This window comes from Devosia sp. SD17-2, from assembly GCF_029201565.1.
GTDB lineage: Bacteria > Pseudomonadota > Alphaproteobacteria > Rhizobiales > Devosiaceae > Devosia.
On sequence record NZ_CP104002.1, the window covers coordinates 2,116,730 to 2,131,027 of the forward strand.

Annotated in this window: 11 protein-coding genes and 1 tRNA gene; 9 read left to right on the top strand and 3 right to left on the bottom strand. The window is 60.9% G+C overall.

Annotation, left to right across the window (positions count from 1 at the left end; all coding sequences use genetic code 11):
* Positions 1 to 30: 30 nt before the first annotated feature.
* Both tig and NYQ88_RS10425 read right to left on the bottom strand, forming a co-directional pair.
* Positions 31 to 1,410 carry a trigger factor gene (tig, locus tag NYQ88_RS10420; protein ID WP_275651088.1) on the bottom strand — a complete coding sequence of 460 codons (1,380 nt, stop codon included), beginning with the start codon at positions 1,408 to 1,410 and terminating at the stop codon, positions 31 to 33.
* Between the two features lie 48 nt (positions 1,411 to 1,458).
* Positions 1,459 to 1,543 (bottom strand) — tRNA-Leu (locus NYQ88_RS10425).
* Positions 1,544 to 1,970: 427 nt separating this feature from the next.
* Between NYQ88_RS10425 and NYQ88_RS10430 the strand changes: the two genes are divergently transcribed.
* From NYQ88_RS10430 to NYQ88_RS10440, 3 genes are all read left to right on the top strand, one after another.
* Positions 1,971 to 2,309: a P-II family nitrogen regulator gene (locus tag NYQ88_RS10430; protein WP_275606843.1), complete on the top strand. Its 339-nt coding sequence runs from the start codon at positions 1,971 to 1,973 to the stop codon at positions 2,307 to 2,309.
* A gap of 63 nt (positions 2,310 to 2,372) precedes the next feature.
* The gene (gene glnA, locus NYQ88_RS10435; protein WP_275651089.1) at positions 2,373 to 3,782 is read left to right on the top strand and encodes a type I glutamate--ammonia ligase; all 1,410 of its coding nucleotides are present in this window, start codon (positions 2,373 to 2,375) and stop codon (positions 3,780 to 3,782) included.
* Positions 3,783 to 3,907: 125 nt separating this feature from the next.
* Positions 3,908 to 5,374: an NAD(P)H-hydrate epimerase gene (locus NYQ88_RS10440; protein WP_275651090.1), complete on the top strand. Its 1,467-nt coding sequence runs from the start codon at positions 3,908 to 3,910 to the stop codon at positions 5,372 to 5,374.
* Between the two features lie 188 nt (positions 5,375 to 5,562).
* Here the strand turns inward: NYQ88_RS10440 and NYQ88_RS10445 are convergent, their stop codons facing one another.
* Positions 5,563 to 6,819, bottom strand: coding sequence for a cytochrome P450 (locus tag NYQ88_RS10445; RefSeq protein ID WP_275651091.1), 1,257 nt, complete (start codon positions 6,817 to 6,819; stop codon positions 5,563 to 5,565).
* A gap of 150 nt (positions 6,820 to 6,969) precedes the next feature.
* On the opposite strand from NYQ88_RS10445, the gene NYQ88_RS10450 reads away from it, so the two are divergent.
* From NYQ88_RS10450 to NYQ88_RS10475, 6 genes are all read left to right on the top strand, one after another.
* A complete protein-coding gene (locus NYQ88_RS10450; RefSeq protein ID WP_275651092.1) occupies positions 6,970 to 7,362 on the top strand; it encodes a YciI family protein in 393 nt (130 codons plus the stop codon).
* 126 nt (positions 7,363 to 7,488) lie between these two features.
* Positions 7,489 to 7,716, top strand: a complete 228-nt coding sequence (locus tag NYQ88_RS10455) for a hypothetical protein (protein ID WP_275651093.1) — start codon at positions 7,489 to 7,491, stop codon at positions 7,714 to 7,716.
* Positions 7,717 to 7,976: 260 nt separating this feature from the next.
* A complete protein-coding gene (locus NYQ88_RS10460; protein ID WP_275651094.1) occupies positions 7,977 to 8,606 on the top strand; it encodes an ATP-dependent Clp protease proteolytic subunit in 630 nt (209 codons plus the stop codon).
* A 171-nt stretch (positions 8,607 to 8,777) separates the two neighbouring features.
* Positions 8,778 to 10,055 carry an ATP-dependent Clp protease ATP-binding subunit ClpX gene (clpX, locus tag NYQ88_RS10465; protein WP_275651095.1) on the top strand — a complete coding sequence of 426 codons (1,278 nt, stop codon included), beginning with the start codon at positions 8,778 to 8,780 and terminating at the stop codon, positions 10,053 to 10,055.
* 297 nt (positions 10,056 to 10,352) lie between these two features.
* Complete coding sequence (lon, locus tag NYQ88_RS10470; RefSeq protein ID WP_275651096.1) at positions 10,353 to 12,779, top strand: endopeptidase La; 2,427 nt, start codon at positions 10,353 to 10,355, stop codon at positions 12,777 to 12,779.
* 161 nt (positions 12,780 to 12,940) lie between these two features.
* Positions 12,941 to 14,140: a TCR/Tet family MFS transporter gene (locus NYQ88_RS10475; protein ID WP_275651097.1), complete on the top strand. Its 1,200-nt coding sequence runs from the start codon at positions 12,941 to 12,943 to the stop codon at positions 14,138 to 14,140.
* Positions 14,141 to 14,298: the final 158 nt, after the last annotated feature.

A 14,298-nucleotide genomic window follows, 5' to 3' on the forward strand; every position in this document is an offset into this window, starting at 1 on the left:
GCGGCCTTTTCGATTCGGTGGCTTCAGAGCTTAGTGGTGGTGCTCTTCGGGGACTTCGTCCTCGTCAGCCTGGATGAGCTTGGCCAGCTCTTCGCGGGTCATCTTCTTTTCCGTCTGCTCGGAGAGGCCGGCGACATAGTCGACAACCTTGTTCTCGAAGACCGGAGCGCGCAGGCTTGCGAGGGCCTGGGCGTTCTGACGGTAGTAGTCATAGACCTGCTGTTCCTGGCCGGGGAAGCGGCGGATTTCAGCGAGCAGGGCCTGCTGGTGCTCTTCGTCGGTGACCTGAACTTCGTTCTGGTTGCCGATCTCGGCAACAACGAGGCCCAGACGCACGCGGCGCTCAGCAATGCGCTGGTACTGTTCCTTGGCGGCTTCTTCGGTCGTGCCTTCGTCTTCGAAGGAACGGCCATGCGACTGCACTTCGTGCTCGACGCGCTGCCAGATGGTGTTGAATTCGGCTTCGACCAGCTGCGCCGGGACGTCGAACTTGTGGCCTTCATCGAGGGCGTCGAGAATCTGACGCTTGATGTGCTGGCGGCTCATCGAGGTGAGTGCCGATTCCATCTGGTCCTTGACGGCCTTGCGCAGGGCAGCGACGTCTTCGAGGCCGAGGCGCTTGGCGAACTCGTCGTCCAGCTCGCCCTGGTTCGGGCCATCGACGTGCAGGATGGTGACGTCGAAGGTTGCTTCCTTACCGGCCAGCTCGGCATTGTTGTAATCAGCCGGGAAGGTCACGGTGATGGTGCGGGTCTCGTCTTTCTTCTGGCCGACCAGCTGCTCTTCGAAGCCGGGGATGAACTCGCCCGAGCCAACGGTGAGGTGCGCATGGTCGGACTTGCCGCCGGCGAACTCAACGCCGTCGATCTTGCCGACGAAGCTGAGGCCGAGACGATCGCCCTGCTCGACGACAGCGCCATCACCCTTGTCGGTGTAGCCGCGGTTCTGAGCGAACACGCGGTTCACTTCAGCGTCGATTTCTTCTTCGGTGACTTCAACAACCGGCTTGTCGAGCTTGAGACCCTTGAGGTCCATCAGCGTGACAGGCGGCAGGACTTCATATTCGACTTCGAATGCGAGGTCGGACTTGCCGTCGAGCACGTCGTTGATCAGAGCCTGATCCTGGGGCAGGTCAACCTTGGGCTGAGCTGCGGCGCGCTCGGAACGCTGGTCCAGCGTGTCGGAGACGGTGGCGTTGATCGCGTCGGTCATCACTTCGGACATTGCCGAACGACCATACATCTTCTTGAGGTGCGCGGTAGGCACCTTGCCGGGACGGAAGCCCTTGATGTTGGCCTGGCCCTTGAGCTCTTCCAGCTTGGCATCGAGGCGCGACACCAGGTCGGCTGCCGGGATAGTGACGCTGAGCTTGCGCTTCAGGCCTTCGTTGAGGGTCTCAGTAACCTGCATGGGGGGCTATTCCCGTTTAAATTGATCTTCTAAAGGCCGGGACCAAATTGGTGCGGGTGAGAGGACTCGAACCTCCACGCCTTGCGGCGCTGGAACCTAAATCCAGTGCGTCTACCAGTTCCGCCACACCCGCATTGGGTCCCCTTCTGGCCGGGTTGGGGTTGCATCTATATGAAGAGATGGGGTCAGTCAAAGCCTAGCTTGGGGTTTTTGGCGGTTTGACAGCACTCTTGTCGCCCTCGGCTCTGTTTCGGCGGATTTGGCCCGGCGGAGGGGAGAGGGGATGCGTCCCCTTGCCCCCTCTTAGAGGGGCCGTATGCCGATGGCGTCTTATTGATCAGTTTTTTCAAACCCGCGCACCGCTTCTCGGTCGGGAATGATCAAAATTTGTGCACGCCGTCCGTTTCTTGTGCTAGGGCTGAATTTGATGCTTGCCCACAGGGTGTGGCTGTATTGGCTAAGTCTTTAATTTATCTAGTAAATCGACGTTCTGGCACGAATGGCACGGCCCGTGCATACAGGTTGGCGGTAACGGCCAAAGTCGGTCAGTGGAGGCACAGTTGAAGAAAATCGAGGCTATCGTAAAGCCCTTCAAGCTCGACGAAGTCAAAGAGGCTCTGCAGGAAGTCGGCCTGCAAGGAATCACCGTGACCGAAGCCAAGGGGTTCGGGCGCCAGAAGGGGCACACGGAACTCTATCGCGGCGCTGAATATGTCGTGGATTTCCTGCCCAAGGTGAAAGTCGAAGTCGTTTGCCCCGATGAGCTTGCCGAAAAAGCCATCGAAGCGATCCGCAATGCCGCCCAGACCGGGCGTATCGGCGACGGCAAGATCTTCGTCTATTCGGTCGAGCAGGCGATCCGCATTCGCACCGGCGAATTCGGCGACGACGCGCTCTAGCCGTCCAAGCACACCAGCCACACAGCCATTTCTCTCAAGCATCTGAATAATAGGGGAAACCTAATGACTACCGGAGCAGACATTATCCAGCGCATGAAAGACGAGAACATCAAGTATCTCGACGTGCGCTTCACTGACCTGCGCGGCAAGCTGCAGCACGTTACCATGGACGCTTCGGTCGTTGATGCCGACATGTTCGAAGATGGCGTGATGTTCGACGGCTCCTCCATTGCTGGCTGGAAGGCCATCAATGAGTCCGACATGGTGCTGATGCCCGATCCGAACTCGGCCTATATCGACCCGTTCTTCGCGGCCTCGACCCTCGCCATCAACTGCGACATTCTCGAGCCGGCCACCTATCAGCCCTATAACCGTGACCCGCGCTCGATCGCCAAGAAGGCCGAAGCCCTGGTCAAGTCGTCCGGTGTTGGCGACACGGTGGTGTTCGGCCCGGAACCCGAATTCTTCGTCTTTGACGATGTGAAGTACTCGACGTCGACCTACAAGGTCGGTTTCCAGGTCGACGCTTCCGAACTGCCGACCAACAATGACGCCGAATATGAGCATGGCAACAACGGCCATCACATCGGCCTCAAGAAGGGCTACTTCCCGGTTCCGCCGCTGGACAGCGCCCAGGACATGCGCGGCGAGATGCTCGAGGCGATGGGCCAGATGGGCGTCATCATCGAAAAGCACCACCACGAAGTGGCGTCGGCCCAGCACGAGCTCGGCCTCAAGTACAAGCAGATGATCGCGTCGGCTGACGACGTGCTGATCTACAAGTATGCCGTCCAGCAGGTCGCCAATTCCTACGGCAAGACCGCCACCTTCCTGCCGAAGCCGGTCTATGGCGACAATGGCTCGGGCATGCACTGCCACATGTCGATCTGGAAGGACGGCAAGCCGCTGTTCGCCGGCGACCAGTATGCCGGCCTGTCGATGGACTGCCTCTACTACATCGGCGGCGTCATCAAGCATGCCAAGGCGATCAACGCCTTCACCAACCCGACCACCAACTCCTACAAGCGTCTGGTGCCCGGCTTTGAAGCTCCGGTTCTGCTGGCCTACTCGGCCCGTAACCGTTCGGCTTCCTGCCGTATCCCCTTCGGCCAGTCGCCGAAGTCCAAGCGCGTCGAAGTGCGTTTCCCCGATCCGCTGGCCAACCCGTACCTGGCGTACACCGCGCTGCTGATGGCCGGCCTCGACGGCATCAAGAACAAGATCCACCCGGGTGAGCCGATGGACAAGGATCTGTACGAGCTGCCGAAGGACGAACTCAAGGATATCCCGACTGTTTCCGGTTCGCTCCGCGAGGCTCTCGAGAACCTCGACAAGGACCGCGACTTCCTCAAGGTCGGTGGCGTCATGGATGATGATTTCATCAACGCCTATATCGACCTCAAGATGGCGGAAGTTCTCCGTGTCGAAATGACCCCTCATCCGGTCGAATACGAAATGTACTACTCCGCCTGATTGGCGCGAGCGAAACGAGAAAGGGCCCTTAGGGGCCCTTTTGCTTTTTTGGCGCATGGTCTGGCGAGGGGGGCTCGCAGGCTCTATGTGTTGGGCGGAATCACTGTCTGGTTCGGGAGCACGCCATGTCGCAGGCCGATATTCTTCTCAGCCCTCAGGAAATGGCGCAGGCCGATCGCCTTGCCGTGGCCGGCGGGATGCGCTCGTTCCGACTGATGGAAGCGGCCGGCAAGGCCGTGATGGAAGCGATCATCGAGCGCTATTACCAGCGCTCCGTGCTCGTGTTGTGCGGGCTGGGAAACAATGGCGGCGACGGGTTCATCGTGGCGCGGCTGCTGCAGCAGCGGGGCTGGCCGGTGCAGGTGCGCCTCCTTGGCAATCGCGCTGATCTCAAGGGGGATGCGGCGCAGGCGGCTGAGCTCTGGACCGGCCGCTGCGACGAGCCTACGCCCAAGGATATTCGCGACGCTGATCTCGTGGTCGACGCCATGGTAGGGGCCGGGCTCGATCGGGATCTGACGGGCGCCTATGCCGACATGGTCAATGCCGTGAACGACTCGAGCCTGCCGGTGGTCAGTATCGACGTGCCGAGCGGCATCGACGGGGCGACCGGGGCCATTCGGGGTGCGGCGATGATCGCCGACATGACCATCACCTTTTTCCGGCTCAAGCCGGGCCATCTGCTGCTCCCGGGGCGGCAGCATTGCGGCGAGGTGGTCCTGGCCGAGATCGGCATTCCTGAAGCCGTGCTGGACAAGATTGGTGCGCAGGCCTGGCAGAATACGCCGGCGCTGTGGTCGCTTCCGAGTGCCCTTGCCGATGGCCATAAATTCGACCGCGGGCACGTGGCTGTGGTCTCGGGCGGTGTGCTGGAGACCGGGGCGGCGCGGCTCGCAGCCTATGGCGCGTTTCGGGCCGGAGCAGGGCTTGTGTCGCTGGCCGGCGATACCGAGGCGTTACGGGTTCACGCCAACCATGTCACCTCCATCATGCTCAAGCCGGCCGAAGGTGCCGAGGGACTGAGGCAGCTGCTCGAGGACCGGCGGATCAATGCGGTCGTTATCGGCCCAGCGGCGGGTGTGGGCGAAGAAACGCGGGACAAGGTGGAGGCGGTGCTGGCGTCGGGGGCAGCCGTCGTGCTCGATGCTGGCGGCATCACCAGCTTTGCCGAGCACAGCGAAGCGCTGTTTGAGGCTATCCATGCAGCCGATCGCCCGGTGGTGCTGACGCCGCATGATGGCGAATTCCAGAGGCTGTTCGGCGACGTGCCCGGCGGAAAGCTGGAGCGCGCGCGGGCGGCTGCGGCCCATTCCGGAGCGGTCATCCTGCTCAAGGGCAGCGACACGGTGATCGCGGCACCCGATGGCCGCGCGGCGATCAATGCCAATGCGCCGACCTGGCTAGGAACGGCCGGGGCCGGGGATGTGCTGGCCGGGATCGTTGCCGGGCTGATGGGGCAGGGCATGAGCGGTTTCGAGGCCGCGTGCGCCGGGGTCTGGCTGCATGCCGAGGCCGCGAACCGCTTTGGCGGGCCTGGCATGCTGAGCGAAGATCTGCCGCTGCTGCTTCCGGGCGTGCTTGTAGGGCTTTGAGGCGTCCTGAAGGGGAGTGCTGGAGCGGGGCGATTTTTTGGCCGAGAAGGCCATGAGAGCTGCGCTCGAATGGCGGGGTATTTCTTCATTGTAACCCCCACCTCAGCGCCGCTACGGCCTTGCGGCCTAGCTTTGCTATCCTCCCCCTGACAAGGGGGAGGGATGCGCAGGTGCCGATGGATCGTAGATCAGTCCCAGCGGACCATGAGCTTTTCGAGGCCGTGGAAGTGATAGACGTCGCCGTAGCGGGGCTGTTCGGCAAGGCGAAGTTTGGGCAGGCGCCGGAAGAGCGTCGACATGGATTCCTGCAATTCAATGCGCGCGAGCGGCGCGCCGATGCAGAAGTGAATGCCCGCGCCGAAGCTGACATTGGCGCCATCGGTGCGGAAGGGATCAAACGTACCGGCATTGGCAAAGCGCGAGGGGTCGCGGTTGGCGGCGCCAAGCATGAGGCCGATCACGTCACCACGGCGTAACGGGATGCCCTCGTAATCCATGTCGTGCAGGGCATAGCGGGTGAAGAGATGGAGCGGCGCGTCGAAGCGCAGGCATTCTTCCACGGTTGCTTCTGCCTGCTCGGGCGTCGCGAACAGGGTTTTGGGATCAAGCCCGCTTTCGAGGATGGATTTAACGCCGTTGCCCGTGGTGTGCACCGTGGCTTCATGTCCGGCATTGAGCAGGAGGATTGCGGTCGACATCACCTCGTCGTCGGTGAGCTTTTCGCCGCCCTGCTCAGTGGTGAGCATGTGGGTGAGGAGATCCTCGCGCGGGGCCTTGCGACGCTCGGCAATGACAGTGCGCAGATAGTCCATGAACTCGGCTGCGGCCTGGTTGGCGTCGAGCTCGGTCTCGTGGGTGACGCCGAACATGTACATGGTCACCATGCGGTTGGACCAGTTCAGGAGTTGCGGAGCCATCTCTGCCGGCAGGCCGATCATCTCGGCGATGACAATGGCCGGGATGGGGGCCGCAAAAGCCTTGATGAGATCGACGCTCTCCTCGCCCTCAAAGCCGTCGATGATCTCATTGGCCAGCTGATTGATGCGCGGGCGCAATTGCTCGACCTGGCGCGAGACGAAGGCGCGGTTGACCAGCATGCGCAGCCGCGTGTGGGCAGGCGCCTCCAGATTGAGCAGCGAGTATTTTTCCGTCAGGTCGAAGTCGGCAACATGCGGCTTGGGCTCGGGCAGGCCGATTTCCTCGCGACTGGCGATATGCAGGATATCCCGGCCGAAGCGCTTGTCGCGTAACAGGGAGCTGACGGATTTGAAGCCGGCGAAGCACCAGTGGCCGTATTCCTCCCAGAAGAAGGCCGGCTCGCTGGTGTTGCGCTGTTCATAGAAGGGGTAGGGGTTTTGGAAAAACGCAGGGTCCTTGGGGTTGGCACTGGCCCTGCGGTTGGCGGGGACGTCTGTGATAGGCTTGATCTGGATAATGGCGGCCATGATTGTCCGGAGGGCTAAACTGGGTTCATCTTATGCCCTGCCGCAGGGGGTGGAAATAAAACGTGCAGGTACCGGGAAAAAAGTCACAGCAATTAGTCGAGGCGGGGCCGGTGCATTCGTTGGCGAGGTATCCAACAATGGAGATGGGACATGAAATTCCTTTGCCTCTTCTACTTCGCCCCTGATGCTTTCGCCGGTGTCAGTGCCGACGAGATGGCCCGTATCGATGATGCCACGATCGAACATGACCAGAAGCTGCGGGCCGCCGGGCATCTGCTCTATGCGTCGCCGCTTGTGGATGTTTCAGACGAAGTCAGCATCGACCGCCGGCCGGTCCGGATGGCGGAGACCGACGGACCCTATTCGGAAAGCAAGGAAGTGCTGGGCGGGGTCGTGCTGCTCGAAGCCGGCAGCGTTGCGGAGGCGCAGGCGCTCTTTTCTGATGATCCGATCGCAGGATACGCCCGCATTCAAATTCGTGCCCTGCGCGATGATGACCGGCATAGCCAGACCGGAGAAGGGCGGCCGGCGCCGCTGCTCTGAGCGCCGTGGCGTGGGGGACGGGCAGGGCGCTCGTCCCCTTCGGGGCACATTGGCGGCAAAAAGCCTTGGCAAGCGGGCCGCAATGATGTCTTGAAGGCAGTCAAACGCGACTGAGGATTTCTACAATTGAGCGATATCACCGTTTCAGCTGCCATTGAGGCCATCTACGCCTCCATCCGGAACGACAACGAGGAGCTCGACCTGCACATGGCCGCGCTCAAGAGCGCCATGGCCAAGGAGGGTGTGAGCGAGGCGGTGTTCGAGACCAGCAAGCTGGCCCAGCCGAACCGCCAGGGCCGCAAGCTGATGCAGGCCTATTTCAAAAAGAAGGGCATCGCCATCTCGTTTGCCTGATCGGTGGGAGGAAAAGGCGAACGTCGTGTTCACCTTATCTTCAAGGCGGGGGCTTCTTCTATTGAAGCTTGCCCCATTGCCGCCTATCTGTGCCTTTACCGCCCGTTAAGGCGGTTCGCCTGCAATCGGCCTGTCGCGCCGATTCGATTTTCGACACGTCACGCTGCCCTGCCACACTGCGTTCGGGGGCAAAGACGTGGTTCAACCAGTTTAGCTCGCCACCCGTCATGCGACGCGGGAAGGGAGCCAAGGGGCAAAATATGCGGGATCCGCACGATCTTTACATGAATACGCTCGTACCCATGGTGGTCGAGCAGTCGAACCGTGGCGAACGCGCTTTCGATATCTATTCGCGCCTGCTGCGTGAGCGTATCATCTTCGTGACCGGTGTCGTCGAAGACAATATGGCTTCGCTGATCGTGGCGCAGCTGCTGTTCCTCGAATCAGAGAACCCGAAAAAAGAAATCGCCATGTACATCAACTCGCCTGGTGGCGTGGTGACGTCCGGCCTTTCGATCTACGACACGATGCAGTTTATCCGTCCGGCCGTGGCCACCATGGTGATGGGCCAGGCGGCATCGATGGGCTCACTGCTGCTTGCAGCCGGTGAAGCGGGCATGCGCACCTCGCTGCCGAACTCGCGCGTGATGGTTCACCAGCCGTCCGGCGGCTTCCAGGGTCAGGTCACCGACATCCTGATTCATGCTAAGGAAGTCGAGGGTTTGAAGCGCCGTCTTAATCAAATCTATGAGAAGCACACTGGGCGTACATACGAGGAAATCGAGTCCGCTCTCGAGCGTGATCGCTTCCTCAGCCCGGAAGAAGCCAAGACCTTCGGCCTTATCGACAGCGTGTTTGAGAAGCGCGCCGTTCCGGAGACTCCGGTCTGATCTGGTCGTTAATCACGATACCTGTGCGCCGTGGAGTGTGATCCGGGTGCAATTGCATGGAGCCGGAACGGCCTTTAAGGTCGTTTCGGCTTAGACTTTCTTTATGTCTTGGGCGTTACCGTTTTCGATAACGCTTGATTTTGGGGGCCCTTAGCCCCCGGGAGTGACTGGATGTCCAAAGAGACAACAAACGGCGAAACCTCGAAGAACACGCTTTACTGCTCGTTCTGCGGGAAATCCCAGCACGAGGTTCGCAAGCTGATCGCCGGGCCGACCGTGTTCATCTGCGATGAATGCGTCGAGCTGTGCATGGACATCATCCGTGAAGAGAACAAGACCTCCATGGTCAAGTCCTCCGACGGGGTGCCCACCCCAGCTGAAATCTGCAAGGTGCTGGACGATTACGTCATCGGCCAGTTCCGCGCCAAGCGCGTGCTGTCCGTGGCGGTGCACAACCACTACAAGCGCCTGCACCATGCGACCAAGAACCAGGACGTGGAGCTTTCCAAGTCCAACATCCTGCTGATCGGTCCCACCGGTTCGGGCAAGACGCTGCTGGCCCAGACGCTGGCACGCATCCTCGACGTGCCGTTCACCATGGCTGACGCGACCACGCTGACCGAAGCCGGCTATGTCGGCGAGGACGTGGAAAACATCATCCTCAAGCTGCTCCAGGCTGCCGACTACAATGTCGAGAAGGCCCAGCGCGGCATCGTCTACATCGACGAAGTCGACAAGATCTCGCGCAAGTCGGACAATCCGTCGATAACAAGGGACGTGTCGGGCGAAGGCGTGCAGCAGGCACTGCTCAAGATCATGGAAGGCACCGTTGCCTCTGTGCCTCCGCAGGGCGGCCGCAAGCATCCGCAGCAGGAATTCCTGCAGGTCGACACGACGAACATCCTGTTTATCTGCGGCGGCGCCTTTGCCGGCCTCGAGAAGATCATCTCTGCGCGTGGTGAAGGCTCGGGCATCGGCTTTGCAGCTACCGTGAAGGATCCGCAGGATCGTCGCGTTGGCGATCTGCTCAAGGACGTGGCACCGGAAGATCTGGTGCGTTTCGGCCTGATCCCGGAATTCATCGGTCGTCTGCCGGTCCTTGCGACCCTCGAAGACCTCGATATCCCGGCCCTGATCGAAATCCTGACGGCGCCGAAGAACGCCCTGGTGCGCCAGTACCAGCGTCTGTTCCAGATGGAAGAGGTCGAACTGACCTTCCACGAGGATGCGCTCAAGGCGATCGCCGAGAAGGCTATCGAGCGCAAGACCGGCGCGCGCGGCCTGCGCTCGATCATGGAAGCGATCCTGCTCGACACAATGTACGACCTGCCTTCGCTCGAAGGCGTGGAAGAAGTGGTGATCTCGGAAGAAGTGGTGAAGGGTCGCGATGTGCGCCCGCTCTACATCTATTCCGAGCGCAAGAAGGAAGACATGCCTGCCGGGGCCTGATTGTCCCGACAGAGAAGTCATTGATGGCCTCCGGCTCGCGCCGGGGGCCATTTTGCATCGACAAGAGAAAAATCCACGATATCAACGGTGTGCCTTAGGCACACAGGTGTTTTCGGGATTATCACATATCTCCTGTGCGTAGCCCGTTTGGTCGTCACAAAAGCTCCAACCGTGACTTGCGGAGCCCCTCCTGAGCCCTATTTATTAACCTGAATCGCCCAGCCTTTCGGGATTGGGTAGTCGCAATACGGGCGTGCCAATTGAGTTCCTGCCGGCGCGCCCCGGAAAGGAAATGTGATGTCGGACGTTATTCCCACCGGCGAAGTGAGCCGGGACCGGGTTTACCCGGTTCTTCCCCTGCGCGACATCGTCGTCTTCCCTGGCATGATCGTGCCGCTTTTCGTGGGCCGCGAGAAATCGGTGAAGGCGCTCGAGGAAGTCATGCGGGACGACAAGCACATTCTTGTCGTCACCCAGAAAAATGCGCAGGACGATGATCCGGCGCCTGAACAGATCTATTCGACCGGTACGATCGCGACCGTCCTGCAGCTGCTCAAGCTTCCGGATGGCACGGTAAAGGTGCTCGTCGAAGGCCTGAGCCGTGCGACCATCGACCAGTATGTGCAGACCGAAGAATATTTCGAGGCTGAAGCCACTCCGCTTCCGGAGCCGGCTGAAGACGAAATCGAAGTCGAAGCCCTGGCGCGTTCCGCCCAGAGCGAGTTCGAGAACTACGTCAAGCTGAACAAGAAAATCTCGGCCGAGGTTGTCGCTGCCGTTGGGCAGATCGAGAACGCGTCCAAACTCGCCGATACCATCGCCAGCCACCTCGTGATCAAGATCCCCGAGAAGGAAGATCTGCTCTCGACCCTGTCCGTCATCGAACGCTTCCAGAAGATCATCGGTCTGATGGAAGGCGAGATCGGCGTGCTGCAGGTGGAAAAGCGCATCCGCGGCCGCGTCAAGCGCCAGATGGAGAAGACGCAGCGCGAGTACTATCTCAACGAGCAGATGAAGGCGATCCAGAAGGAACTCGGCGACGGCGAAGACGGCGCCAACGAGATCACCGAACTGGAAGAGCGCATTGCTAAGACCAAGCTGTCGAAGGAAGCGCGCGCCAAGGCTGACGGCGAGGTCAAGAAGCTCAAGGGCATGAGCCCGATGTCGGCTGAAGCCACCGTCGTGCGCAACTACCTCGACACGCTCCTGGGCCTGCCCTGGGGCAAGAAGAGCAAGGTCAAGCGCGACCTCAACCTCGCCGAGAAGGTGCTGGACGAGGATCACTACGGGCTTGAGAAGGTCAAGGAGCGCATCCTCGAGTATCTGGCCGTGCAGGCCCGTACCGGCACGCTCAAGGGCCCGATCCTCTGCCTCGTCGGTCCTCCGGGCGTCGGCAAGACCTCGCTGGGCAAGTCGATCGCCAAGGCGACCGGCCGTGAGTTCGTGCGCATGGCGCTGGGCGGGGTTCGGGACGAAGCCGAAATCCGTGGTCATCGCCGCACCTATATCGGGTCCATGCCCGGCAAGATCATCCAGTCGCTCAAGAAGGTTGGTAAATCCAACCCGCTGTTCCTGCTCGATGAAATCGACAAGATGGGCCAGGATTTCCGGGGCGATCCGTCCTCGGCGCTGCTCGAAGTGCTCGATCCCGAACAGAACAACACGTTCAGCGATCACTACCTCGAGGTCGATTATGACCTCAGCGACGTGATGTTCGTGACGACGTCGAACACGCTCAACATTCCGGGTCCGCTGATGGACCGCATGGAGATCATCCGCCTCTCGGGTTACACCGAGGAGGAAAAGCATGCGATCTCCAAGCAGCACCTGATCCCGGAAGCCGCGCGTGAGAACGGCATCGCCCATGGCGAATTCGTGCTCAACGACGAGATGCTGATGAAGGTTATTCGCGGCTACACCCGCGAGGCCGGCGTCCGTAACCTCAAGCGCGAAATCTCCAAGCTGATGCGCAAGGCCGTGACCGATATCGTCCGCACCAAGGTCAAGTCGGTCGAGATCGATGACGAGCGTCTGGCCAAGTATCTCGGCCCGGCCATCTTCAAGCACGGCGAGATCGAGGCCGAGGCACAGGTTGGTCTGGTGACGGGCCTTGCCTGGACTTCCGTGGGTGGCGAGCTGCTGACCATCGAAGGCGTGATGTCGCCGGGCAAGGGCCGCATGTCGGTCACCGGCAACATCAAGGAAGTGATGAAGGAATCGCTGACCGCCGCGACGGCCTATGTGAAGTCGCGCAGCATTGATTTCGGCATCAAGCCGCCGCTGTTCGATACGCGGGATATCCACGTCCACCTTCCGGAAGGTGCAACGCCCAAGGATGGTCCGTCGGCTGGTATCGGCCTCGCCACGGCGATCGTGTCGGTGATGACCGGCATCCCGGTCCGCAATGATGTCGCCATGACGGGCGAGATCACGCTGCGGGGCAGGGTGCTTCCGATCGGCGGCCTCAAGGAAAAGCTCCTTGCGGCGCTCCGTGGCGGCATCAAGACCGTGCTGATTCCGGAAGAGAATGTCAGGGACCTCCAGGAGATCCCCGATATCGTCAAGGAAGGCATGGAAATCGTGCCGGTGAGCCGGATGGATCAGGTCATCGAGCGGGCGCTGGTGCGCAAGCCCGAGGCGATCGAGTGGGACTTTGATGCCCAGCCGGCCGTGGCCACCAAGGCCGATCCGGCTGATGACACCACCGCTGGCCTGACGCACTAAGCGAACCAGACCAATATGACATGTGAGACGGCGGCCTTCGGGCCGCCGTTTTGCGTTGGTCTGCTGCCACTCGTTGTCAGCATGGGGCGCCGGGCGCGCTTGTCACACGGTAGCCAACTCTGTACTCCAGCATGCCGCCAAGCCACGTCCGGGAGAAGACAATGAACAAGGCCCTCGTCGTCATTCTCGCCGCTGTGCTGCTCGATGCTATCGGTATCGGGCTGATTTTTCCCATTCTGCCGGCGCTGCTGCGCGAAGTAGGGCACACGGACAATATCTCCCTGCTGCTCGGGATCATGCTGGCGCTCTATTCAGCCTGCCAATTCCTGTTTTCGCCGATTCTGGGCGTGCTCAGCGATCGATTCGGGCGACGCCCGGTGCTGCTGCTGTCTCTGGCGGGGGCTGCCATCGATTATCTCGTCATGGCGTTTGCGCCCCACCTCTGGGTGCTGGTGCTGGGTCGGGCGATCGCCGGCGTCACCAGCGCCAATATGGCCGTAGCCACCGCCTACATCACCGATATTTCCAGCGAGGACGAGCGCGCCAAGCGATTCGGGTTGTTCCACGCCATGTTCGGCGTTGGTTTCATCATCGGGCCGGTGCTTGGCGGCATTCTGGGCGATATGTGGCTGCGCGGGCCGTTTCTCGCCGCAGCAGTCCTCAATGGAATCAATCTGGCGCTGGCGTTTTTCGTGCTGCCCGAATCGCGGCCGGGAAAGCGCGACGCGCGGTTTAGCTGGGACACGCTTAATCCATTCAAGCCGCTGGCCTGGGCTTTCAGCTTCAAGGCGCTGATTCCACTGATCGCCATTTTCCTCATTCTGAACCTCGTTGGCACTGTCTATGGCACCGCCTGGGCGCAGTTCAGCGAGGATGTCTATGACTGGAACGGCATGACCATCGGCCTCTCTCTCGGGGCGTTCGGGGTGTTCCATGCCCTGGCGCAGGCCTTTCTCACCGGGCCGGCGGTCGAACGGCTGGGGGAACGCTGGGCGCTGATCGTCGGCATGGCGTTCGAGACAGGCGCTCTGCTGACCCTGGCCTTCGCTGGGTATGGCTGGGTGCTGTTTGCCATGGCGCCGGTGTTTGCACTGGGGGGAATCGGTATGCCGGCGCTGCAGTCGCTGACGACGCGTCAGGTCGATTCGGAGCGGCAGGGGCAATTGCAGGGGGTTCTTGCGAGTGTGGTGAGTCTTGCCGCGGTGTTCGGGCCGCTGATGTTCAGCCTGATCTATGCGGAGGTTCGCGGATTTTGGCCTGGCCTCGTGTGGATCGTCGCAGTCGTCGTATATCTCTCGGCGCTGCCGTTGCTCCTTGGAATCAGGAGAACGCAAAATGTGGCGGAAACCGGGGCCGAATGACGGTGGAAACCCCCGAAAACCGGTCAATACTGGCTTGTCGCTCCCAATTTTCCGCGCCATTAAGTTTTCCGTACCGTCCGCCCCGTAGAACACGCGGAAATCCTTGCCTTTCAGCTAGAATCGACCAAGGGTTACCGAGATTGTGGTTCGCCAGCGAG

What these genes read in the sequence shown, in the direction of transcription:
- tig (WP_275651088.1), bottom strand. Translation starts at nt 1,410, where the DNA reads ATGCAGGTTACTGAGACCCTCAACGAAGGCCTGAAGCGCAAGCTCAGC.
- glnA (WP_275651089.1), top strand. Translation starts at nt 2,373, where the DNA reads ATGACTACCGGAGCAGACATTATCCAGCGCATGAAAGACGAGAACATC.
- NYQ88_RS10440 (WP_275651090.1), top strand. Translation starts at nt 3,908, where the DNA reads ATGTCGCAGGCCGATATTCTTCTCAGCCCTCAGGAAATGGCGCAGGCC.
- NYQ88_RS10445 (WP_275651091.1), bottom strand. Translation starts at nt 6,819, where the DNA reads ATGGCCGCCATTATCCAGATCAAGCCTATCACAGACGTCCCCGCCAAC.
- NYQ88_RS10450 (WP_275651092.1), top strand. Translation starts at nt 6,970, where the DNA reads ATGAAATTCCTTTGCCTCTTCTACTTCGCCCCTGATGCTTTCGCCGGT.
- NYQ88_RS10460 (WP_275651094.1), top strand. Translation starts at nt 7,977, where the DNA reads ATGCGGGATCCGCACGATCTTTACATGAATACGCTCGTACCCATGGTG.
- clpX (WP_275651095.1), top strand. Translation starts at nt 8,778, where the DNA reads ATGTCCAAAGAGACAACAAACGGCGAAACCTCGAAGAACACGCTTTAC.
- lon (WP_275651096.1), top strand. Translation starts at nt 10,353, where the DNA reads ATGTCGGACGTTATTCCCACCGGCGAAGTGAGCCGGGACCGGGTTTAC.
- NYQ88_RS10475 (WP_275651097.1), top strand. Translation starts at nt 12,941, where the DNA reads ATGAACAAGGCCCTCGTCGTCATTCTCGCCGCTGTGCTGCTCGATGCT.